Below are 21,643 nucleotides of genomic sequence, written 5' to 3'. Positions count from 1 at the left end.
CTCATCGGTCCCGGCGGCCCTTGAGCAGCCAGCCGAGCACCCCGCCGGCCAGCAGGGTGGCCAGCAGGGCGATCCACAGCGGGGCCGTCACGGTGAACACCCAGAACTGGATCTTCACCTTGTCGAGGTTGGCGAAGAGGAACCAGACCGCGAGCACCACGAGGACGCCGATGGCGATGTAGCGGGTCGGCACGCCCGCGATGTCGCCCCGCAGCCTGCCGTCCTTCGGACCGCCCGTCGTACCGCCGGAGGAACCACCCGATGTCTTGGTCACTCTGCCAGTCTGCGCCGGTACGGCACGGTTTTCCGGTATTGCGCCGCCCGGGTCGGACCGGGCGGCGCAACCCGGCCGTCCGCGTGGCGGGCCGCGGCCCGCCGCACCCCGGCCGTGACGGCCCGGCCGGGGTGCGGCCCGCGCCGGGGTGCGGCCCGCGCCGGGGTGCGGCCCGCGCCGGTCTCAGCGCTCGTCGCGCCACGACCTCCACAGCGCCGCGTAGGCGCCGTCGGCCGCGACCAGCTCGGGGTGGCTGCCGTACTCGCTGATCCGGCCCTGCTCGACGACGGCGATCACGTCCGCGTCGTGCGCGGTGTGCAGGCGGTGGGCGATCGCGATGACCGTCCGCCCGTCCAGCACGCGGGCGAGCGAGCGCTCCAGGTGCCGGGCGGCGCGCGGGTCGAGCAGCGAGGTCGCCTCATCCAGGACGAGGGTGTGCGGGTCGGCCAGGACGAGCCGGGCCAGCGCGAGCTGCTGGGCCTGGGCCGGGGTCAGTGCGGTGCCGCCCGCGCCGACCTCGGTGTCCAGGCCCTCCGGCAGGGCGTCGGCCCACTCCTCGGCGTCGACGGCGGCGAGCGCGGCGCGCAGTTCGGTGTCGTCCGCGTCCGGCCGGGCGAGCCGCAGATTGTCGCGCAGCGTGCCGACGAAGACGTGGTGCTCCTGGTTGACCAGGGCCACCTCGGCGCGGACCCGCTCGGGGGGCATGGCGGCGAGTTCGGCGCCGCCGAGGGTCACCCGGCCGCGGCCCGGGGCGTAGATGCCCGCGAGGAGCCGTCCGAGCGTCGACTTGCCCGCGCCGGACGGGCCGACCAGGGCCACCCGGGTGCCGGGGGCGACGTCGAGGCTGATGCCGTGCAGCACGTCGGCGCCCTCGCGGTAGCCGAAGCGCACCTCCTCGGCGGTGACGCGCCGGCCGTCCGGGTGGAGCGACCCGTCGGTGTCCGGGTCCTCGACCTCGCGCACGCCGACCAGCCGCGCCAGCGAGGCCTGGCCGATCTGCAGCTCGTCGTACCAGCGCAGGATCAGGTCGACGGGGTGCACGAGCGCCTGGGCGTAGAGCACGCCGGCGGTGAGCCGGCCGACGTCGATCCAGCCGTGCACGGCGAAGACGCCGCCGAGGGTGAGGGTGCCGAGCACGGCGAGTGCGTACGTCGCGTCGACCGTGGGGAACCAGACCGAGCGCAGCCAGAGCGTGTAGCGCTCCCACGCCGTCCACTCGCCGATCTTGCGGTCGGTCAGCCGGATCCGGGCGTCCCCGAGGCGGAGCGCCTCGACGGTGCGCCCGGCGTCGACGGTCTCGGCGAGCACGGTGTTGACCGCGGCGTACCCGGCCGACTCGGCCCGGTAGGACTGGGGGGCGCGCCGGAAGTACCAGCGGGAGCCGGCGAGCAGCAGCGGCAGGCCGATCAGGGAGGTGGCGGCGAGCAGCGGCGAGGTGATCAGGAGCGCGCCGAGGACGAGGACGACGGAGACCACGGCGACGGCGAGCTCGGGGACGGCCTCGCGGACGGATTTGGCGAGCCGGTCGATGTCGGTGGTGCCGCGGGAGACGAGGTCGCCGGTGCCTGCGCGTTCGAGGACGCCGGGCGGCAGGGCGACCGAGCGGACGAGGAAGTCCTCGCGGAGGTCGGCGAGGACCTCCTCGCCGAGGATGCTGCCGCGCAGCCGTGACAGCCCCATGAAGACGGACTGCACGACGAGCGCGCCGAGGTACCAGGTGACGGCGCCGGGGATGCGGTCGGCGGCGGTGCCGTCGGCGAGCGAGTCCACGAGGGAGCCGAGCACCCACGGGCCGACGAGGCCGGCCACGGTGGCCACGGAGTGCAGGGCGACGACGGTGGTGAAGCCGAGCCGGTGGCGGCGGCCGAGCAGCCGCACGTAGGCGCGGACGGTGGCCGGGCCGGCCACCGGGAGCATGGTGGCCGGTCCCTGCTCCTGGGTGCTGGGGGGCTTCAGCCCTCCTGGGATGCGCATACCGCCTCCTCGGGGGTGCGGCCGGTCGCCGGGGCGCCGGGGGTGGGGGTGGGGTCGTCCTCGCGGGTGACGACGGCGCGGTACCGCGGTTCGTCGGCCATCAGGTCGCGGTGGGTGCCGTCGGCGACGACCCGGCCGTCCTGGATCAGCACGACGGTGTCGGCCTGGTCGAGCAGCAGCGGGCTGGTCGCGAGGACGACGGTGGTGCGTCCGCCGCGCAGTTTGCGCAGGCCGGCGGCGATCCTGGACTCGGTGTGCGCGTCGACGGCGCTGGTGGGTTCGTCCATGACGAGCACCGGCGGGTCGGCCACGAGGGCGCGGGCCAGGGCGAGCCGCTGGCGCTGGCCGCCGGAGAGGGAGCGCCCGCGTTCGGTGATGCGGGCGCGCATGGGGTCGCCGTCGCACTCGGGCGAGCCGTCGACGAGGGCGTCGAGGACGTCCTCCGCGCGGGCGGCGGCGAGGGCGTCGGCGAGGTCGACGCGGCCGGCGCCGGGTACGTCGAGGAGTTCGGCGAGCGTGCCGGAGAGCAGCACGGGCTCCTTGTCGTGGACGAGGACGGCGGTGCGGGCGTCGGCCAGCGGGACGCGGTCGAGCGGGGTGCCGCCGAGCCGGACGGACGGCGTGGGCTGCTCGCCGTCGGCCCGTGGCACGTGGCCGCCGAGGCGGGCGGCGAGCGTGCCGGCGAAGTCCGGGTCGCCGCAGACGACGGCGGTGAGCCGCCCGGCGCGGGCGGTCAGCCCGGTCAGCGGGTCGTGGAGGTCGGACCGCTCGGGGCGGGTGAGGGCGGCGTCGGCGGCGGCGGTGTCCGCGGTACGCCGGAGCGCGAGGACGCGGGTGGCCCGGCCGGCGGAGACCCGGGCGACGGACCAGGCGTGGGCGGCCTCGCCGAGGATGCGCAGCGGCGCGGCGAGGAAGGCGGTCGCTCCGTACACGGCGACGAGTTCGCCGATGGCGAGCTGTCCGGTGGCGGCGAGGTGGGCGCCGTACCAGGTGACGCCGACGACGAAGAGGCCGGGCAGGAGGACCTGCTGGGCCTGCATGAGGGACCAGATGCGGGCGGCGCGGACGGCGGCGCCGCGCACCTTCTGGGAGGCGGCGCGGTAGCGGTCGAGGAAGAGCTTCTCGCCGCCGATGCCACGCAGGACGCGCAGGCCGGCGACGGTGTCGGCGGCGAGTTCGGTGGCCTTGCCTCCGAGGGCGCGCTGCTCGGCGTAGCGGCGTTCGAAGGGGCCGAGCAGCGGCCAGACGGACGCGGCGAGGACGGGGACGCCGAGCAGGACGGCGCTGCCGAGGAGGGGCTGCCGGACGAGTACGACGAGGCTGACGCCGAGCCAGACGATGACGGCGGCCCGGACGCGGGCGGTGAGCTCCACGTACCAGCCGATCTTCTCGACGTCGCCGCTGCTGACGGCGACGATCTCGCCGGTGGCGATGCGGCTGGAGAGGCCGGCGCCGAGGCGGGAGGCCTGCCGGGCGACGAGCTGGCGGACGTGGGCGGCGCAGGTGATCCAGTTCCAGACGGCCTGGCGGTGCAGGAGCACGGTGCCGGTGGCCTGGACGGCGGCGAGGAGGACGGCGAGGGCCGCGGCCCGCAGGATCGCGTCGGTGTCGCCGTCGACGGCGCCCTGGATGCCGAGGCCGAGGGCGAGCGGCAGGGCGGCCTGGCAGCCCATCTCCAGGACGCCCCAGCAGGTGGCGAGCACCTGGCCGCGTCGCTGGGAGCGGGAGAGCCAGCGCAGGAAGCCCAGCGGGGTGGTGAGGTCGGGACTGCCGGGGTCGTGCAGCGGCAGGGGTGTGAGCGGCATGACGCTCCGTTACGGGTGGTACGGGACAGGGGGCGCGCGGGCCCGGGTCGCGGGCGCGGCTTGGGGCCCGGCGGCGGGTGCTGCGGCCTGGGCGGGGAGGAGGCGGGACGGCGGGGGGACCGCTCGGGGGAGGCGGGGCGCCCGGCCGCTCGGAGGCGGAGTTCAGGACATCATGGTCACCGAGCGTGCCCGCTCGGCAGCGGCCCGCGCAACAGGTTTTCCGCCCGGCCCGAGGGGTTCCGGCCACGGTGCGGTGCGGTGCGGTGCGTGCGGCGCGGCGCGTGCGGGCGGCGCTGCGCGTGCGGGGTGAAGGCGTGGAGCGCGCCCGGTGAATACGGGGTGGGGGGCCGGGGCGGGTTCACCGGTCCGGAAGGATTTCCCTCCGTCCGGGAATGATCCTCCGGTGTCGGAAGTTGGGCGCTTGCGGAAGCCGTCGGACGACCAGGAGGGCACCCCTTCCCGTGAGCACCATTCCCACTGTCACGCTCAACAACGGCGCGGTGATCCCGCAGCTCGGGTTCGGCGTCTGGCAGGTCCCGGACGCGGAGGCGGCGCCGGCCGTCGGCGCGGCGATCGAGGCGGGTTACCGCTCGATCGACACCGCGTCCGTCTACGAGAACGAGACCGGCACGGGCACGGCGATCGCCGAGTCGGGCGTCGCCCGCGAGGAGCTGTTCGTCACCACCAAGCTGTGGAACTCGGGCACCGTGGACTGGTCCGGCCGCCGGGGCCGGGACGCCGTGCTCCGCGCGTTCGACGAATCGCTGGCCAAGCTGGGCCTGGACCACGTCGACCTGTACCTCATCCACTGGCCGCGGCCGGTGCACGGCACGTTCGGCAACGTGTGGAAGGCGTTCGAGGAGCTGGCCGCGGACGGCCGCGCCCGCTCGGTCGGCGTCTCGAACTTCGGCCCGCAGCAGCTGGAGGTGCTGCTGCAGGAGAGCGCGGTGGTGCCGGTGCTCAACCAGGTCGAGCTGCACCCGTACTTCCCGCAGCGCGAGCTGCGGGCCTTCCACGACGAGCACGGCATCGCGACCGAGGCGTGGAGCCCGCTCGGCCAGGGCGGGGCGCTGCTGGGCGAGCCGGCGCTGGCACGGATCGCGGAGAAGCACGGCCGCACGGCGGCCCAGGTGGTGCTGCGCTGGCACCTGCAGAGCAACGTGATCGCGATCCCGAAGTCGGTGACGCCGTCGCGGATCAAGGAGAACATCGACGTGGCCGGCTTCGAGCTGGACGCCGACGACCTCGCGGCGATCGACGGGATCGCGAACGGCGGCCGGATCGGCCCGGACCCGCAGTCCTTCGACTGGAACTGACCGCGCGGTGCCGCGGTGCGTCCGCGGCACGACCGAGGGCCGCCACCCCGCACAGGTGACGGCCCTCGGGCAGGGACCGGGCGAGCCCGTCCGTGCCGAATCGTTACGCCTCGTCGGCCAGTCGTGCCGTCTTGGCGAGCAGCACCAGGGCGGCCTGGTGCTCGTGCGGCTCCAGCGGCCCGAGCAGCAGTTCCTGCACCTCCCGCACTCCGGAGGCGGAGCGGTGGAGCAGCTCCTGTCCGGCGGGCGAGAGCGAGAGCAGGTTGCGGCGCCCGTCGGACGGGTCGCGGCGGCGCAGGACGAGACCGCGCCGGACGAGCCGGCTGACCATCTCGGCCATGGTGGCCTTGTCGAGCGAGGCGAGCTCGCCGACCGTTCGCTGGTCCGCACCCGGCTCCGATTCGAGCGCGTCCAGCACCGCATACTGGGGCGCGGTCAGCTCGACGCCGACCTTCTCGGACCAGAGCTTGGTGTGCACCTGCTGTGCCACCCTGATGAGGTAGCCGATCGCGCGCTGCGCGTCCAGCAGCGGTCGGGCGTCGGTCAGTGCCGCGACCGCAGCCGGCTCCAGGCGGGCTATCCTGGCCATGACCCGGACGATTTCGATCTGTTCGTCGGGTGTGAGCGGCTCGAAGAGCGTCCGCTGGACGCGGACGACCCCTCCGGTCGCCTCACGGACCGCCTGGGCCCCGTTCTGCGACAGGGCCAGCAGCTTGCGCCGGCCGTCCGCCGGATCGCGGCGGCGCAGCACCAGGCCGCGCCGTACCAGTCGGGCCACCATCTCGGCCATCGTCGCCTTGTCCAGCGACGCCCGTTCGCCGACGGTGCGCTGGTCGGCACCGGGCTCCAGGGCGAGCGCGAGGAGCACGGCGAACTGCGGAGCCGTGAGGTCGGCTCCGACGTGCTCGGACCACAAGCGGGTGTGCACCTGCTGGGCCACGCGGATGAGGTGTCCGGGCGACTGCTGCAGTCGTCCGGCCACGCGGGTTGTCGGGATCTCCCCCAGCACCATGAAATCCGTCCCGGTGTCACGCTCGGTGTGTGTGGGACACCCGAGCGGGGCAGTAACGGCGAGTAAGCGACCTGCTGTGTGGGAGGGCGCGCCAGCCGTGCAGCCGGTGGCTGCTGGCGCACACTATACAAACGGTCGAGCCGCCCTGGCAGGCAGGGGCTGATAGTAGTCGCATGTTCGGCAAAGTTGGCATATTTCCGCCATCTGTCGGGCCCACGACAGGACGTGTTTCGCCCGTCCGGCCGCACCGCCGCCTTCACCCTGCGTCACCTGCGACTCTTCACCCTGGCCCGGAAGGCTACCCGCCGGTAGGGTGTTTGCCCAGCACGCTGTGTACCACCTTTCACCCCGGGCCCGCTCCGGGGAGCTCTCGGGTCGGCACCGCTCTCGGGGCCGCCCGTCCACCCTCCGAGAGAGACGAGTACGAGCATGACCGAGCAGTCCAGCACCGTCCGGGTCGCGATCGTCACGGGCGCCGCCCGCGGCATCGGCGCGGCGACCGCGCTCCGGCTGGCGGCGGACGGCTACGCCGTCGCGGTCGTCGACCTGGAGGAGTCGGCCGGCAAGCAGACCGTGGACGCGATCGTCGCCGCGGGCGGCCGGGCGCTCGCCGTCGGCGCCGACGTCTCCGACGCCGGCCAGGTGCAGGCCGCCGTCGACCGGATCGCCGCCGAACTCGGCACCCCCGTGGTGCTCGTGAACAACGCCGGGGTGCTCCGCGACAACCTGCTGTTCAAGATGTCGGAGTCCGACTGGGACACCGTCATGAACGTCCACCTCAAGGGCGCGTTCCTGATGACCCGTGCGGTGCAGAAGCACATGGTGGACGCCGGGTTCGGACGGATCGTCAACCTCTCCTCCTCGTCCGCGCAGGGCAACCGCGGCCAGGCCAACTACTCGGCCGCCAAGGCCGGTCTGCAGGGCTTCACCAAGACCCTGGCGATCGAGCTCGGCAAGTTCGGCATCACGGCCAACGCCGTCGCGCCGGGCTTCATCGCCACCGACATGACGGCCGCCACCGCGGCCCGCGTCGGCATGGAGTTCGAGGCGTTCAAGCAGGCCGCCGCCACCCAGATCCCGGTCAACCGGGTCGGCACGCCGGACGACATCGCCCACACCATCTCCTTCTTCGCCAGCGAGGGCGCCGGCTTCGTCTCCGGCCAGGTCGTGTACGTCGCCGGTGGGCCGCTGGACTGACCTGCCGGCCGGCGGGGTCTTCACCGGCCGGGCGCAGGCCCTCCACCGGTCCGATCCGGTACCCGCCCGGGAGTCGCCCGGGAGTCGCAGTGCGATCAGCCCCTCCGAGGGTCCACACTCGGTAGCAGACGTCCGCCGCCCCTCGGCGGGGCGGCGGAGACGGAACCGGTCGGGTCCGTTCACGGCCCGGGCCGGTACTCGCACACCCGGAGGTCTACATGTCCGAGTCCACTGACAGCCGATCGATGCCCACCCCGGACCATCTGCTGCACACCGGGGCCGAACACCCCGTCGACCCCGAGGACCTCGTGATGGCCTCCGGCCGCACGCCCACCCCGGAGCTGATCGAGAAGGCCCGGCAGGACCTCCAGAAGTACGGACGGGTCGCCGTGGAGCGCCTGCTCCCCTGAGCACGGGCCGTGCCGCCCGAGGGGCCCCGCGACAGCGCGGGGCCCCTCGGCGTTCCACCGCCCGGCCGGAGCAGCGGGGACCTGCGGGTAGGGTCGTGGGGTGCGTGCCTCCACCCGACCCTCCCCCGGCCTGCGGGCCGAGCCCGTTCTCCCGGCCGCTCCGCGGCGCCCGGCGGACCGGCTCCGTCTGCTGCTCGTCGGCGTGACCGCCCTGGTCTACGCCGTGGTGATCGTCGGGGTGCTGGCCGACACCGCGCTGGTGCGGCTCGACTGGTCGCTCGAACTGCTGAAGCCGTACAAGCGCTGGCCGGAGGTGCGGCCGCTGCTCGACGTGTGGATCGTCGCGGGGCAGCGCGGGCCGTCGGCGGTCGCGGCGTGCCTGTGGCTGGGCTGGCGCTCGTACCGGACGCGCACCGTGCGGCCGCTGGTGGTGATGGGTGCCGCGCTGCTGCTGCTCAACATCACGGTCGGCGGCGTCAAGATCCTCACCGGTCGGCTGGGCCCGCACTACGCCCACTACATCGACGCCCCCGAGCTCTTCGCGGGCGGCACGATCTTCCCGTCCGGGCACACCGCGAACGCCGTGGTGACCTGGGGCGTGCTGGCGTACCTCGCGGTGCGGTGGCGGCGCACCGGGGCGGCGCTGGCCGCACTGACCGCGGCCTCGATCGGCCTGACCACCGTCTACCTGGGCACCCACTGGATCTCCGACGTGGTCGCCGGGTGGGCCGCCGGCCTGCTGGTGCTGCTCGCCCTGCCCTGGACGGAGCCGCTGGTGGACGCCGTGGACCGGTGGGTCACCGCGCTCTACCACGGACCCGCACGGTCGCGCGGCGGCGTCTCCGCGTCGTAGGCGCGGGCCGACCGGCCCGCCGGCCCGTCGGCCCGTCGGCCTCGATCCGGCCGGTGCGATCGCCGCGACCACGGCCGCCGTCCCGGGCCTAGGCTGGAGGCCTGGAACGTGAGGCGGGGCCGGAGGTGAGTGGTGTGCGGACGGTGAGAACACCCCGGTACTGGCGCAGCGGCACCGAGCCGGCCACCGCGCGCAGCGACCTGAAGCTGAGGTTCCTGCTGTCGGTGCTGTTCCTGCCGGTGTTCGCGCTGATGACGGCGGGCTTCGCGGTCTGGGCCGCCCGGAGCAGCAGCACGGACGTGCCGAGCGGCGGCACGCTGGTGGTCTTCGCGGTGTGCTGCGGCGTGCTGACGCTGCTGGCCGCGGCCGATCTGTGGGTGGTGGTCCGCCGGCGCCGGACGGAGCTCTGAGCGGAGTGGGTGGTGGTCCGCCGGCGGAGCCGTACGGCCGGCCCCGCCGGCGGTCCGGCCGTCAGCCCTCGCGCCGCCCGTCGACCTGGCGCGGCACGCCGAGCGGGTTGGCGTCGTGGAGTTCGGGCGGCAGCAGCGCCTCGGGGGCGTTCTGGTAGCTGACCGGGCGCAGCCAGCGTTCGATGGCGGTGGCGCCGACCGAGGTCGAGGTGGAGGTGGTCGCCGGGTAGGGGCCGCCGTGCTGCATGGCGGGGGCGACGGTGACGCCGGTGGGCCAGCCGTCGACGACGAGCCGGCCGGCCAGCGGTACGAGGCGCTGGAGGAGGGCGGCGGTCTCGGGGCCGCGTTCGTCGGCGGCGAGCTGGACGGTGGCGGTGAGGTTGCCGTCGAGCCGGGCGAGGACGTCCTCCAGCTCGGCCGCGTCGCGGTAGCGGACGAGGACGGTGACGGGGCCGAAGCACTCCTCCAGCAGCAGCTCGGTGAGCCGGTCGGCGGGGACGGCGAGGATGCCGGGCCGGACGGCGAGCGGCGCCTGCTCGGTGGGCTCCGCGCCGGCGGCGAGCAGCACCTCGACGCCGGGCCGGGCGGCGCGCTCGCGGACGCCGTCGAGGAAGGCGGTGCGCATGCGGGGGTCGAGCAGGGCGCCGGCGGGGGCCTGGGCGGCCGTGTCGACGAGGGCCTTCTCGACGGCGCCGTCGCCCGCCGGGACGAGGACCAGTCCGGGCTTCACGCAGAACTGGCCGTTCCCGAGGGTGAAGGACGCGGCCAGGCCGGCGCCGATCTCCTCGGCGCGGGTGGCGGCGGCGCGTTCGGTGACCACGACGGGGTTGAGGCTGCCGAGCTCGCCGTGGAACGGGATCGGGCGGGGCCGGGCGGCGGCGATGTCGTACAGTGCGCGGCCGCCGCGGACGGAGCCGGTGAAGCCGGCGGCGGCGGTGAGCGGGTGCCGGACGAGGGCGGGGCCGGCGCCGAAGCCGTGCACGACGGCGAGGACGTCGGCGGGCAGCCCGACGGAGACGGCGGCCTCGCGGACGAGCCGGGCGGCGAGCTCGCTGGTGGCGGGGTGGTCGGGGTGGGCCTTGACGACGACGGGGCAGCCCGCGGCGAGCGCGCTGGCGGTGTCGCCGCCGGCGACGGAGAAGGCCAGCGGGAAGTTGCTGGCCGCGAAGACGGCGACGACGCCGAGCGGGAGCTTCATCCGGCGCAGGTCGGGGCGGCCGAGGGCGGGGTCGGCGTGGTCGATGATGACGCCGAGGTGGGCGCCGTCGGCGATCTGGTCGGCGAAGGCGCGGAGCTGGTAGGTGGTGCGGGCGAGTTCGCCGGTGAGCCGGGCGGGGCCGAGGGCGGTCTCGGCGTCGGCGGTGGCGGTGATCTCGTCGGCGGCGGCGTCGAGCCGGTCGGCGGCGGCGCGCAGGAGGGCGATCCGGCGGGCTCGGTCGGCGAGGGCGGGGGCTGCCGCGGCGGCGGCCCGTACGACGGCATCGACCTCGGCGGAGCCCGCCTCGGTGGCGACCTGACCGCGGTCCTCACCGGTCCGTGGGTCGACGGAGAGGACGGGCGAGGGCTGGACGTCGTCGGTGTGCACGCGGGCCTCCTCTGTGCGGTGCGGGTCCGGTAGCGTCCGCTCCGCGAGGGTGCGACGCGGGTTCTGTCCCCACATCACGCATCTGTTCAGTATGCTGAACGTCATACGACTATTTGAACTCGCGGGACGATACGCCGCGTGACGGAAGGGGTCAAGGCCATGCCCTCGCCGAACGACGCCGCCAACGGCGGCGGTGCCCAGGTCAAGTCCGCGGTCCGCACCGTGGAGTTGCTGGAGTACTTCGCCGGGAACACCGGCATGCACAGCCTCGCGGAGGTGCAGGAGCAGACCGGCTATCCCAAATCCAGCCTGTACATGCTGCTGCGCACCCTCGTCGAACTGGGCTGGGTGGAGACCGACGCCACCGGCACCCGCTACGGCATCGGCGTGCGCGCCCTGCTCGTGGGCAGCTCCTACATCGACGGCGACGAAGCCGTCGCCGCGGCACGGCCCACGCTGGACCGCATCGCCGACGACACCGGCGAGACCATCCACCTCGCCCGGCTGGACGGCACCAGCGTGGTGTACCTGGCGACCCGCCAGTCGCAGCACAGCCTGCGGCCCTTCACCCGGATCGGCCGGCGGCTGCCGGCGTACTGCACCTCGCACGGCAAGGCCCTGCTGGCCACGCACACCGACGAGCAGATCCGCCGGCTGCTGCCGGAGAAGCTGGAGCCGCTGACCGAGCACTCGCACACCGACCGCGAGCAGCTCATCGAGGAGCTGCACCGGATCCGCGAGCTGGGCTACGCGGTCGACCGCGAGGAGAACACGCTGGGCGTCCGGTGCTTCGGCGTGGCGGTCCCGTACCGCCACCCGGCCCGTGACGCGATCAGCGTCTCGGTGCCGGTGGCCCGGCTGACGCCCGGGCGGGAGCAGATGATCCGCGACGCCCTGATGGACGCACGGGACCGCCTCACGCTGGCCACCCGGCACCTCTGAGCCCCGGCCGGCACCCCCTCGGGCCCGCCTGCGCGCCCCGCACCTCCCCGGTGCGGGGCGCGTTCGCGTGCGCCCGCAGGGGGCATTGACAGCACACGGGCAGCCTCCTAGTGTCCCGGCCATGGATGCGACCACCGTTCATGTATTTGAATGCTGAGGTGTGTGTCGCCCTCTCCGGGCCCCGGCACGCCCCCACAGCGCCGGGGCCCCCGGCCATCGGAGCCCGCCATGCCCACCCGCCGAACCGTCCTGCTCGCCTCCGCCGGATCCCTGATCGGCGCCGGCGCCACCGCCTCCCCCGCCGCCGCCCGGCCCGCCCGCACCGCCTGGGGCTGCTACGGCTCGCCCGCCGACCGCCTCGACTCCCGCACCCTCTACGTGGACCCGGCCGGCACCGGCGACTTCGCCACCGTGCAGGACGCCGTCTCCGCCACCCCCACCGGCACCACCGCGGCGACCGGGTGGACGCTCGTGCTCGCCCCCGGCACCTACCGCGAGACGGTCACGGTGCCGTCCTCCCGGCCCTTCCTCACCCTGCTCGGCGGCAGCCGCCGCGCCCGCGACACGGTCGTCGTGTACGACAACGCGGCCGGCACCGCCAAGCCCGGAGGCGGCACGTACGGCACCACGGGCAGCGCCAGCGTCACCCTGCAGGCCGAGGGGTTCACCGCCCGCGACGTCACCTTCGCCAACGACTGGCTGCGCGCCGACCATCCCGGGGTCACCGGCACGCAGGCCGTCGCCGTCAAGGTCACCGGCGACCGCTCGGCCTTCCACCACTGCCGCTTCCTCGGCCACCAGGACACGCTGTACGCGGACACCGCCTCGCTCGCCACCACCGCCCGGCAGTACTTCGAGCACTGCTACGTCGAGGGCGACGTCGACTTCGTCTTCGGCCGTGCGACCGCGGTGTTCGAGCACTGCGTGCTGCGCACCCTGGACCGCCCCGACACCGCCTTCACCCCGCAGGGGTTCGTCTTCGCGCCCAGCACCGCCCGGGCCACCGCGCACGGCTTCCTCGCCGTCCGCTGCACCGTCGAGAGCACCGCACCAGACGGCGCGTACTGCCTCGCCCGCCCGTGGGTGCCGAGCAGTGACCCGACGGCCTGGCCGATGCTGACCGTCCGCCAGTCGTACCTCGGCGCGGGGATCGACGCCGTCGCGCCGTACACCGACATGGCCGCGGCCCACCCGTGGCAGCAGCAGCGCTTCGCCGAGTTCGCCGACGAGGGCCCCGGCGCCGTGATCACCGTGCCCGCCAACCGCCCCCAGCTGACCCGCACCCAGGCCGCCCTGCACACCCGGGAGAGCTACCTCCTCGGTGCGGACGCCTGGCAGCCCTGGCGCTAGGAGAGACCGACCATGACCGAACTGACCCGCCGCACCCTCGCCCGGGCCGCCGCGGCCGCCCCGCTGCTGGCCGCCGCCGCGGTCGCCGCAGGGGCCGGACCGGCCGCCGCCGCACCGCGCCGCCGCACCACCGTCTTCGTCGCCGGCGACTCCACCGCCTCCGTCTACCCGGAGAGCGCGGCGCCGCGGGCCGGCTGGGGGCAGGCGCTGCCGGTGTTCGCCACGCCGCGCCTGGCCGTCGACGACCGGGCGCTCTCCGGGGCGAGTTCGAAGTCGTTCGCCGACCTCGGCCTGCTCGACGGCATCCTCGTCGACCTGCGGCCCGGCGACAGGCTCCTGATCTCCTTCGGGCACAACGACGAGAAGACCTCCGACCCGGACCGCGGCACCGACCCGGCCACCACGTACCCGCAGTACCTGCGGCGCTACCTGGACGGCGCCCGGCAGCGCGGCGCCCTCCCCGTGCTCGTGACCTCCGTGGAACGGCGCCGCTTCGACGCGGACGGCAACGCCCTCGCCTCGCACGGCGCCTACCCGCAGGCCGTACGCGACCTGGCCGCGGCGGAGGGGGTACCGCTGATCGACCTCCAGGCGCTGAGCCTGGCGCTCTGGCAGCGCCTGGGACCGGACGGCACCCGGGCGTACTTCCTCTGGCTGGCGGCCGGGGCCGCGCACTACCCGGACGGGGTGGCGGACAACACGCACTTCCAGGCGCACGGCGCGATCGAGGTGGCGCGGCTGGTCGCGGACGAGCTGCACCGGCGGCACCTGGTGCCGCCGGGCTCGCTGTGCGGGCTGCACGCCCCGGTGGCGGACGACCGGCTGGTGTGGCCGGCGGCGATCTGAGCCCCGGTGACCGCCGCGCGGGCTCAGGCCAGCAGCGCCCGGATCGCCGCGAGGTCGGCGTCGGAGGCCAGCCCCGCGTGGTAGAGCCGTAGTTCGTCGGCCTCCGGCACGAACGCCGGGGCGCCGCCGCCCATACCGGCGACGACCGGCAGGTTGGCCGCCAGCACGCTGCCCGGCCGCCGGTGCGGCGCGGCGAGCGGCAGGGTGCGGCCGGGTTCGGGCAGCACGAGCCCGTCCGCGAGCGCGAGCACCCGGGCGGCGTCCACGCCCGGGTTGGGGCCGCTGCGGTGCACCAGCGGGTCGCCGTGCAGCAGGATGCGGAAGCCGGGCGGCGCGGCGGCCCGGACGGCGCCGACCGCCGCCTGCTGGAACGCGAGCGCGGCGGCCGTGCGGTGGGCCAGCGCGGCGGCCGCGGGCCCGGCGCCGAGCAGCGTCTCGACGCGGCCCCACTCGTCCGCGGCCTCCGGTTCGGCCCCGCCGCGCCAGAGCGGTTCGAGTGCCGCCCGCACGGCCTTCCGCAGTCCGGCGGCGTGCTCGCCGTAGCCGCGGGTGCAGACGTCGCAGAAGCAGAGCGACATGAGGAACTGGCCGGCCTGGCCGAGCGGCACCCCGGCGATCTTGTCGTGGGCGTGCAGGTGCGCCAGCCCGTACCAGCCGCAGGACTCCAGTTCGGTGCCGGCCGTGCCGGGGCGCACCGCCGCCTCGGCCGCCAGGTCGGCGGCGTACTCGACGACCTCGGGCCGCGCGACGCAGGGCGCCCACGGGTAGTGCTCGCCGTAGGCGTTCTGCACGGTGCTGCCCGGATGCTCCTCGCCCAGACGCGAGTTGTGCGCGAGGACGACCCAGGTGTGCACCTCGATCCCGGCGCGGCGCAGGGCGTCGGCGGCCTCGCCGAACGGGTCGGCGGAGTCCAGCCAGCCCTGCGCGTACGGGCGCAGCGCGCGGCCGCGCCAGCGCTGCGGGGAGGCGGGGTAGTAGACGGCGGAGTGGCGGGCGGTGACGATGCGCCGTTCGGGGTGACGGGGGGTCAGGGCCCGGGTGGAGTGGTAGGCGGAGGCGAGGGTGACCCGGTCGAGGCCGAGCCCGGCGAGGCGCGCTGCGGCGTGCGGGTCGCCGAGCACGTCCCAGGGGTAGAGGAAGGCGGAGGTGCGCACGGCGGCTCCGGGGTGAGGGGCGCCCGGTCCTTCGGACCGGGCGCCGGGGTCGGCGGGGGGTCGGTCAGATCAGGGTGCGGCCGTGCTTGACGAGGGCGGCGAGCTGCTCGACGTGCTCGGGGGCGGGCTCGGTGAGCGGCGGGCGGACGGGGCCGACGTCCAGGCCGTCGAGTCGCACGCCGGCCTTGACCAGGGAGACGGCGTAGCCGGAGCCCTGCGCTCGGAGTTCGACGAGCGGACGGAAGAAGCCGTCGAGCAGGCGGTTGACCGTGTCGTCGTCGCCGCCGTTGAGCGCGCGGTGGAAGGCGAGCGCGATGTCGGGGGCGAAGCAGAAGACGGCGGAGGAGTAGAGGGTGACGCCGATGCCGCGGTAGGCGAGGCCGGTGAGCTCCGCGGTCGGCAGGCCGTTGAAGTAGCGGAACGGCAGGCCGGGGCGGGCGGTGCGGACGGCGCTGACGATGCGCTGCATGCGGTCGAGGTCGCCGATGCCGTCCTTGAAGCCGACGATGTTGTCGATCGCGGCGAGTCGCACGACGGTCTCGGGGTCGATCACGGCGTTGTCGCGCGCGTAGACGATGATCTCCAGCCGGGTGGCGGCGGCGATGGCGCCGTAGTGGCGCAGCAGCCCTTCCTGGGAGGGCTTGACCAGGTAGGGGGGCAGGGCCAGCACGCCGTCGGCGCCGGCGCGTTCGGCGCGGCGCAGGAAGTCGAGGGCGAGGGCGGTGCCGTGGCCCACTCCGGCCACGACGGGGACGGCCCCGGCGGTTTCCTCGACCGCGGCGGCGATGACAGCCTCGTACTCGTCGAGGCCGAGCGCGTGGTACTCGCCGGTGCCGCAGGCGGCGAAGACCGCGGCGGCGCCGTCGTCCAGGCGTGCGCGGACATGGGCGCGGAAGGCGTCGAGGTCGACGGTGCCGTCCGGCGCGTAGGGGGTGACGGGGAAGAAGAGGAGGCCGTCGAGGCGGTCGACGAGCGGGGTGCGGTCAGCAGGCATGGGGGTCGCTCTCCAGAGAGGGGCGGCAGAGGGGCGGGGTGCGCGGACGGTACGGCACCTCTCGACAGCGTTATACATCATCATGACCCCAGTCCACATCCATGAACGTCGAGATCGATGCAAGCGGCCTCTACTCTGCCATCGCACGGTCCCGCAGGAGGGGTTGACGCCAAGAGATGGCAAACCTAGGGTGTCCACACCTGTGAACGACGTCCACGAGCATGGAGCTCACGTTCCACCGCCGAGGCCTGGCGCCCGTTCCACCCCACCCATCTGCCCCTGACTTTGCCCCCGGCAGAGAGGAGGCGAGCTCAAGCGTGGCTCTCGCCGGCACTCCCACCCACCGCGGCGCCCGACTGCGACGGGCTCTCACGCCGTACACGCTCATCGCCCCGACGGTCCTGCTGCTGGCGGTCTTCCTGGTCGTCCCCGTCGGCAGCGTCGTCTACTACGCCCTGCAGCACCACGTCGTCAACGAGCCCTACGACGACGCCTTCGTCGGCCTGGACAACTTCCGCCGGATGTTCGCCGACACGCAGTTCTGGCAGAGCCTGGCCTTCTCCGCGAAGTGGGTGTTCGCCGAGGTCGTCCTGCAACTGCTGCTCGGCCTGGGCCTCGCCCTCATCGTCAACGAGACGTTCATCGGCCGGGCGATGGCCCGCGCGCTGGTCTTCTCCCCCTGGGCGGTCTCCGGCGTGCTGACCACCAGCATCTGGATGCTGCTCTACAACCCGGCCACCGGTGTCTTCCACTACCTCGGGGAGGCCGGCATCGGCGACAGCGCCACGTCCGTCCTCGGCAATCCGGGCACCGTCTTCTCGGCCGCCGTGGTCGCCGAACTCTGGCGCGGCGTCCCCTTCTTCGCCATCCTCATCCTCGCCGACCTGCAGTCCGTGCCGAAGGAGCTCTACGAGGCGGCCTCCATGGACGGTGCCGGCCGGATCCGCAGCTTCTTCCACGTCACCCTGCCGCACCTGCGGGACGCCATCGTGCTGGCCACCCTGCTGCGCTCGGTGTGGGAGTTCAACAACGTCGACCTGCTCTACACCCTCACCAACGGCGGCCCGGCCGGCGCGACCACCAGCCTCCCGCTGTACGTCGCCCAACTCGCCCGCAAGTCGTACGACTTCGGATACGGCTCGGCCCTCACCACGGCGGCCTTCGTGATCCTGCTCTTCTGCTCGGTCCTCTACCTGCGGCTCAGCAGATTCGGCGGCGGGAAGTGACGGCGTCCGCGATGACCACCCCCGACCTGGAGCCCGCCCCCGTGACCACCGCAGCCCTGCCGGCCGGCGCCCGCACCGCCGCCGCACCCGTCCGACGCCCCGGCGGCATCGGCGGCCGGACCGCCCGGATCTTCCTGCCGCTCGGCCTCTACCTGTTGTTCACCGTCGTGCCGTTCTACTGGATGCTGCTCTTCGCGCTCCGCCCCGCCGGCTCCACCTCGCTCCTGCCCTGGCCCGTGACCACCGCGCACTTCGAGACAGTGTGGAACGGCATGGGCTTCAGCACGTACTTCCGCAACAGCGTGTGGATCGCCCTGGTCACCCTGGTGTTCGTCACGTTCTTCGCCCTGATGGGCGGGTACGCGCTGGCCCGGTTCGAGTTCCGCGGCCGCAAGGTGTTCATGCTCGCGCTGCTGTGCACGCAGTTCGTGCCGGGCGCGATGATGCTGATCCCGCTGTTCAACATCTTCCAGACCTTCGACCTGATCAACTCCCGCTGGAGCCTGATCATCGCCGAGACCACCTTCCAACTGCCGCTCGCCATGATCCTCATGAGCGGCTTCGTGAAGAACGTCCCGGTCGAGCTGGAGGAGTCGGCGATGGTCGACGGCTGCGGCCGGATCCGCGCCTTCCTCGCCGTCGTGCTGCCGCTCCTGCGGCCGGGCATCGTCGCCGTCGGCTCGTTCGCCTTCATCGGCAGCTGGAACAACTTCCTGTTCGCGCTGATGTTCCTCAACGACCCCGAGCTGCAGACCGTGCCGGTCGGCCTGCAGACCACCATCGGCGAGAACACCGTCGACTTCGGCGCGCTCGCCGCGGGCGGCGTGGTCGCGGCCGTCCCCGTGGTGCTGGTCTTCGCCGTCGTCCAGAAGTACCTCGTCCAGGGCATGAGCGCCGGCGCCGTCAAGGGCTGAACCCGCTGCCAGGACCACCCCCGAGCAATCCCCCGTCTCCCGACAGGAATCCGCCATGAGCCGCACCCTGCGCACCACCGCCGCCGCCCTCGCCGCCCTCGGCCTGCTGACCGCGTGTTCCTCGTCCGGCTCCTCCTCGGACGGCGCCGGCGGCAAGGTCACGATCACCTACTGGGACAACAACGCCGGCCCGGCCAGAACGCCGCTGATGCAGCACCTCATCGACGAGTTCGAGAAGGCCCACCCGACCATCACCGTCAAGTACGTGGGCGTCACCAGCTCGGAGATCTCCGAGAAGTACAACACCGCCGTCGCCTCGAACTCCACGCCGGACATCGGCGGCGTCACCACCGCCCTGCTCGCCTCCCTCACCGCGCAGAAGGCCCTCGCGCCGCTCGACGACCTGTACGCGAAGAGCACGCTCAACGGCAAGCTGTCGGAGAACTTCCTGACCATCTCGAAGAGCGCCGCGGGCGGCAAGGGCCTGTTCCAGCTGCCGTCCTCCGGCAACCAGGACGTCATCTGGTACCGCGCCGACAAGTTCAAGGCCGCCGGCATCGCGACCCCGAAGACCTGGGACGAGCTGTTCGCCGCCGCCACCACGCTCACCGACCGGTCGAAGAACCAGTACGGCTTCACCATCCGCGGCGGCGCCGGCTCCGGCTTCCAGGTGCTCTCCGAGGCGTACGCCTACTCCGGCGTCGACGCGATGTTCGACGCGAGCGGCAGGTCCACCGTCGACGACCCGAAGAACGTCGCCCTGATCGAGAAGATCGCCGCGCAGTACAAGGCCACCACCCCGGAGGCCGACGTCTCCAACGCCTACCCGCAGATGCTCGCGCAGTTCCAGGCCAACCAGGTGATGATGGTCCACCACAACCTGGGCTCCACCAAGGACGTGAAGACCGCGCTCGGCGACAAGGTCGCCGGCATGCTGCTGCCCGCGGGCCCGGCCGGCACCTCGATCCTCGCCAACCCGGTCGACGGCTTCGGCCTCTTCAAGAACAGCAAGCACCAGGCGGAGGCCTGGACGTTCATGGAGTTCCTCGACTCCCACGACTCCAACAGCTACTGGAACGAGAACGTCGGCCAGATCCCCGCCAACACCGAGGCGTACGCCGACGAGTGGTACACCAAGTCGGGCATCACCAAGCAGGCCGGCGACGCGCTCAACTCCACCAGCATCAAGATCGTCCAGCCGCCCGTCTACCTGCCGCAGTACTCGAAGATCACCAAGACCGACGCCGAGCCCAACTTCCAGAAGGTGCTGCTCGGCAAGATGTCCGCGGCCGACTTCGCGAAGTCGATCGCCGACGCGTTCACCAAGGCCCAGGAGACCTACAAGGCGAAGAACGGCTGACCATGACCGCGACCATCGAACGCATCGAGCTGTCGGTCTTCACGACCACCGCCGCCACCACCGTCGACGCGCACGGCCACCGCCACCCCGCCCCCGCCCACGAGGTCCGCGAGGCCCTCCTCACCGTCACCGACACCGACGGGGCCTGCGGCCGGGTCCTGGCGCAGCCCGACCACCTGCGGCCCGCCGTCCTCGACAAATACATCCGCCCCGCCCTGCTCGGGCAGGACCCGCTGGACCGCGAGCGCCTCTGGACGTCCCTCGCCCGCAAGCAGCGCGGCGCGCACGGCGGCCTCACCGACCGGGCGATCGGCTTCGTCGACCTCGCCCTGTGGGACCTCGCCGGGCACCGCCTCGGCCTGCCCGTCTGGAAGCTGCTCGGCGGCGCCCGCAGCGCGATACCCGCCTACGCCTCCACCATGTGCGGCGACGAGATCCCGGGCGGCCTCGCCACCCCCGCCGACTACGCGGCCTTCGCCGTGCAGCTCGTCGAACGCGGCTACCGCGCCATCAAGCTGCACACCTGGATGCCGCCGGTCGCCGGCGCCCCGTCCGTCGCCCTCGACATCGCGGCCTGCACCGCCGTCCGCGACGCCGTCGGCCCCGACGTCGAGCTGATGCTCGACGCCAACCACTGGTACTCCCGCACCGAGGCCCTCAGGCTCGGCCGCGCCCTCCAGGAGCTCGGCTACCACTGGTTCGAGGAGCCGATGGAGGAGGCGTCCATCGCCTCGTACCGCTGGCTCGCCGACCAGCTCGACATCGCCGTCATCGGCCCCGAGACCGCCTGGGGCAAGAACTTCACCCGCGCCGAGTGGGTCACCTCCGGCGCGTGCGACATCCTGCGCACCGGCACCACCGACGTCGGCGGCATCACCCCGGCCGTCCGCACCCTGCACCTCGCCGAGGCCTTCAACATGGAGTGCGAGGTGCACGGCAACGGCTCCGGCAACCTCTCCCTCCTCGGCGCCACGACGAACGGCCGCTGGTACGAACGCGGTCTGCTCCATCCGCACACCGACTTCGACGCCGTTCCGCCCCACCTGCACTCGATCGTCGACGCGATGGACGAGCATGGCATCGTCCGGTTCCCCGACCGGCCGGGCCTGGGTGACGACTTCGACCTGGACCACATCAAGCGCCACACGATCACGACGGAATGACGATGTCTCAGACCATCCTCCTCACCGGGGCCGCCGGCGGTGTCGGCAGCCTGCTGCGCCACCTCCTGCCCGCCTTCGGCTACAAGCTGCGCCTGGCCGACCTCGCCCCGCTGCCGGGCGAGGACGACGCGCACACCTTCGACCTGCGCGACGCCGGCGCCGTCCGCGAGGCCGTCCGCGGCGTGGACGCGATCGTCCACCTCGGCGGCATCTCGCTGGAGGACACGTTCGCGAACATCCTCGGCGCCAACATCGAGGGCAGCTACCACGTCTACGAGGCCGCCCGGCTGGAGGGCGTGCAGCGGGTCGTCTTCGCGAGCTCCAACCACGCCGTCGGCTTCACCCCGCTGGAGGGCGCCGGCCCCGGCGGCAAGGGGCTGATCGGTACGGCCATACCGCCCCGGCCCGACACCTACTACGGCCTGTCCAAGGTCTTCGGCGAGAGCCTGGCCCAGCTCTACGCCGACAAGTACGGCATCACCACGGTGTCGATCCGGATCGGCTCGTGCTTCCCCAAGCCCCGCTCGACCCGGATGCTCTCCACCTGGCTGAGCCCCGCCGACTGCGCCCGGCTGGTGCACGCGTCGCTCACCGCCCCGGTCGACGGCCACACCGTCGTCAACGGCATCAGCGCCAACACCCGCGCCTGGTGGGACCTCGCCCCGGCCCGCGCGCTCGGCTACGAGCCGCAGGACGACGCCGAGGAGTACGCCGCCGAGGTGATCGCGGAGCACGGCGAGCTGCCGCCGGACGGTGTCGACGCCCGGCTGCTGGGCGGCGGCTTCACCACGGTCGAACCGCCGCGCTGAGCACCGCCGGTGCGGGGAGAGGCGGCGGCCTCCCCCCGCACCGGCGTCA

The 21,643-nt window shown here is 73.7% G+C and carries 20 protein-coding genes; 13 read left to right on the top strand and 7 right to left on the bottom strand.

Annotated elements, in window-relative coordinates:
• Position 1: 1 nt before the first annotated feature.
• From OG335_RS29315 to OG335_RS29305, 3 genes are all read right to left on the bottom strand, one after another.
• Entirely contained in the window at positions 2-274 is a 273-nt protein-coding gene (locus OG335_RS29315) for a LapA family protein (protein WP_405014135.1), read from the bottom strand.
• A gap of 183 nt (positions 275-457) precedes the next feature.
• On the bottom strand, positions 458-2,248 hold the full coding sequence (locus OG335_RS29310; protein ID WP_405014134.1) for an ABC transporter ATP-binding protein: 1,791 nt from the start codon (positions 2,246-2,248) through the stop codon (positions 458-460).
• Positions 2,227-4,053, bottom strand: a complete 1,827-nt coding sequence (locus OG335_RS29305; RefSeq protein WP_405014133.1) for an ABC transporter transmembrane domain-containing protein — start codon at positions 4,051-4,053, stop codon at positions 2,227-2,229. Before OG335_RS29305 ends, OG335_RS29310 begins: the two co-directional genes overlap by 22 nt.
• 461 nt (positions 4,054-4,514) lie before the next feature.
• Between OG335_RS29305 and OG335_RS29300 the strand changes: the two genes are divergently transcribed.
• Entirely contained in the window at positions 4,515-5,369 is an 855-nt protein-coding gene (locus OG335_RS29300) for an aldo/keto reductase (protein ID WP_405014132.1), read from the top strand.
• A 103-nt stretch (positions 5,370-5,472) separates the two neighbouring features.
• On the opposite strand, the gene OG335_RS29295 is transcribed toward OG335_RS29300, so the two are convergent.
• Positions 5,473-6,351 (bottom strand): MarR family winged helix-turn-helix transcriptional regulator, encoded by an 879-nt coding sequence (locus OG335_RS29295; RefSeq protein ID WP_405014131.1) that lies wholly within the window; start codon positions 6,349-6,351, stop codon positions 5,473-5,475.
• A gap of 459 nt (positions 6,352-6,810) precedes the next feature.
• Between OG335_RS29295 and fabG the strand changes: the two genes are divergently transcribed.
• The 4 genes from fabG (at position 6,811) to OG335_RS29275 (ending at position 9,251) form a co-directional block, all read left to right on the top strand.
• On the top strand, positions 6,811-7,578 hold the full coding sequence (fabG, locus tag OG335_RS29290; RefSeq protein ID WP_405014130.1) for a 3-oxoacyl-ACP reductase FabG: 768 nt from the start codon (positions 6,811-6,813) through the stop codon (positions 7,576-7,578).
• Between the two features lie 218 nt (positions 7,579-7,796).
• Positions 7,797-7,988, top strand: coding sequence for a hypothetical protein (locus OG335_RS29285; protein ID WP_030272071.1), 192 nt, complete (start codon positions 7,797-7,799; stop codon positions 7,986-7,988).
• Between the two features lie 100 nt (positions 7,989-8,088).
• Entirely contained in the window at positions 8,089-8,841 is a 753-nt protein-coding gene (locus tag OG335_RS29280; protein WP_405014129.1) for a phosphatase PAP2 family protein, read from the top strand.
• A 143-nt stretch (positions 8,842-8,984) separates the two neighbouring features.
• Entirely contained in the window at positions 8,985-9,251 is a 267-nt protein-coding gene (locus tag OG335_RS29275) for a DUF6343 family protein (RefSeq protein WP_405014128.1), read from the top strand.
• A 61-nt stretch (positions 9,252-9,312) separates the two neighbouring features.
• Here the strand turns inward: OG335_RS29275 and OG335_RS29270 are convergent, their stop codons facing one another.
• Entirely contained in the window at positions 9,313-10,911 is a 1,599-nt protein-coding gene (locus OG335_RS29270) for an aldehyde dehydrogenase (NADP(+)) (RefSeq protein WP_405015569.1), read from the bottom strand.
• 84 nt (positions 10,912-10,995) lie between these two features.
• Between OG335_RS29270 and OG335_RS29265 the strand changes: the two genes are divergently transcribed.
• The 3 genes from OG335_RS29265 to OG335_RS29255 all read left to right on the top strand — a co-directional run bounded on the left by OG335_RS29265 (position 10,996) and on the right by OG335_RS29255 (position 13,974).
• Entirely contained in the window at positions 10,996-11,778 is a 783-nt protein-coding gene (locus OG335_RS29265) for an IclR family transcriptional regulator (RefSeq protein ID WP_405015568.1), read from the top strand.
• Positions 11,779-12,006: 228 nt separating this feature from the next.
• Positions 12,007-13,128, top strand: coding sequence for a pectinesterase family protein (locus OG335_RS29260; protein ID WP_405014127.1), 1,122 nt, complete (start codon positions 12,007-12,009; stop codon positions 13,126-13,128).
• 12 nt (positions 13,129-13,140) lie between these two features.
• Positions 13,141-13,974 (top strand): rhamnogalacturonan acetylesterase, encoded by an 834-nt coding sequence (locus OG335_RS29255; protein WP_405014126.1) that lies wholly within the window; start codon positions 13,141-13,143, stop codon positions 13,972-13,974.
• Between the two features lie 23 nt (positions 13,975-13,997).
• Here OG335_RS29255 and OG335_RS29250 read toward each other — a convergent pair whose 3' ends face one another.
• The gene (locus OG335_RS29250; protein WP_405014125.1) at positions 13,998-15,128 is read right to left on the bottom strand and encodes a hypothetical protein; all 1,131 of its coding nucleotides are present in this window, start codon (positions 15,126-15,128) and stop codon (positions 13,998-14,000) included.
• Between the two features lie 64 nt (positions 15,129-15,192).
• Positions 15,193-16,122, bottom strand: coding sequence for a 5-dehydro-4-deoxyglucarate dehydratase (locus OG335_RS29245; protein WP_405014124.1), 930 nt, complete (start codon positions 16,120-16,122; stop codon positions 15,193-15,195).
• Positions 16,123-16,439: 317 nt separating this feature from the next.
• Here OG335_RS29245 and OG335_RS29240 point away from each other — a divergent pair, with 317 nt between their 5' ends.
• Genes OG335_RS29240 through OG335_RS29220 form a run of 5 tightly spaced genes read left to right on the top strand, consistent with a single transcriptional unit; the run spans position 16,440 to position 21,594 of the window.
• Positions 16,440-17,348 carry a carbohydrate ABC transporter permease gene (locus tag OG335_RS29240; RefSeq protein WP_405014123.1) on the top strand — a complete coding sequence of 303 codons (909 nt, stop codon included), beginning with the start codon at positions 16,440-16,442 and terminating at the stop codon, positions 17,346-17,348.
• 11 nt (positions 17,349-17,359) lie between these two features.
• Positions 17,360-18,262 (top strand): carbohydrate ABC transporter permease, encoded by a 903-nt coding sequence (locus tag OG335_RS29235; protein ID WP_405014122.1) that lies wholly within the window; start codon positions 17,360-17,362, stop codon positions 18,260-18,262.
• Positions 18,263-18,317: 55 nt separating this feature from the next.
• Entirely contained in the window at positions 18,318-19,622 is a 1,305-nt protein-coding gene (locus OG335_RS29230; protein ID WP_405014121.1) for an ABC transporter substrate-binding protein, read from the top strand.
• Positions 19,623-19,624: 2 nt separating this feature from the next.
• A complete protein-coding gene (locus OG335_RS29225) occupies positions 19,625-20,785 on the top strand; it encodes an enolase C-terminal domain-like protein (protein ID WP_405014120.1) in 1,161 nt (386 codons plus the stop codon).
• On the top strand, positions 20,782-21,594 hold the full coding sequence (locus tag OG335_RS29220) for an NAD-dependent epimerase/dehydratase family protein (RefSeq protein ID WP_405014119.1): 813 nt from the start codon (positions 20,782-20,784) through the stop codon (positions 21,592-21,594). The genes OG335_RS29225 and OG335_RS29220 overlap by 4 nt, the downstream gene beginning before the upstream one ends.
• The last annotated feature ends 49 nt before the right edge of the window (positions 21,595-21,643 follow it).

Source organism: Kitasatospora sp. NBC_01539 (assembly GCF_045040525.1).
Taxonomy (GTDB): domain Bacteria; phylum Actinomycetota; class Actinomycetes; order Streptomycetales; family Streptomycetaceae; genus Kitasatospora.
Note: the sequence above shows the minus strand (reverse complement) of the source record. Positions and strands in the feature narration are given on the sequence as shown.

What these genes read in the sequence shown, in the direction of transcription:
- OG335_RS29310 (WP_405014134.1), bottom strand. Translation starts at nt 2,248, where the DNA reads ATGCGCATCCCAGGAGGGCTGAAGCCCCCCAGCACCCAGGAGCAGGGA.
- OG335_RS29305 (WP_405014133.1), bottom strand. Translation starts at nt 4,053, where the DNA reads ATGCCGCTCACACCCCTGCCGCTGCACGACCCCGGCAGTCCCGACCTC.
- fabG (WP_405014130.1), top strand. Translation starts at nt 6,811, where the DNA reads ATGACCGAGCAGTCCAGCACCGTCCGGGTCGCGATCGTCACGGGCGCC.
- OG335_RS29285 (WP_030272071.1), top strand. Translation starts at nt 7,797, where the DNA reads ATGTCCGAGTCCACTGACAGCCGATCGATGCCCACCCCGGACCATCTG.
- OG335_RS29270 (WP_405015569.1), bottom strand. Translation starts at nt 10,911, where the DNA reads ATGTGGGGACAGAACCCGCGTCGCACCCTCGCGGAGCGGACGCTACCG.
- OG335_RS29265 (WP_405015568.1), top strand. Translation starts at nt 10,996, where the DNA reads ATGCCCTCGCCGAACGACGCCGCCAACGGCGGCGGTGCCCAGGTCAAG.
- OG335_RS29260 (WP_405014127.1), top strand. Translation starts at nt 12,007, where the DNA reads ATGCCCACCCGCCGAACCGTCCTGCTCGCCTCCGCCGGATCCCTGATC.
- OG335_RS29255 (WP_405014126.1), top strand. Translation starts at nt 13,141, where the DNA reads ATGACCGAACTGACCCGCCGCACCCTCGCCCGGGCCGCCGCGGCCGCC.
- OG335_RS29245 (WP_405014124.1), bottom strand. Translation starts at nt 16,122, where the DNA reads ATGCCTGCTGACCGCACCCCGCTCGTCGACCGCCTCGACGGCCTCCTC.
- OG335_RS29235 (WP_405014122.1), top strand. Translation starts at nt 17,360, where the DNA reads ATGACCACCCCCGACCTGGAGCCCGCCCCCGTGACCACCGCAGCCCTG.
- OG335_RS29230 (WP_405014121.1), top strand. Translation starts at nt 18,318, where the DNA reads ATGAGCCGCACCCTGCGCACCACCGCCGCCGCCCTCGCCGCCCTCGGC.
- OG335_RS29225 (WP_405014120.1), top strand. Translation starts at nt 19,625, where the DNA reads ATGACCGCGACCATCGAACGCATCGAGCTGTCGGTCTTCACGACCACC.
- OG335_RS29220 (WP_405014119.1), top strand. Translation starts at nt 20,782, where the DNA reads ATGACGATGTCTCAGACCATCCTCCTCACCGGGGCCGCCGGCGGTGTC.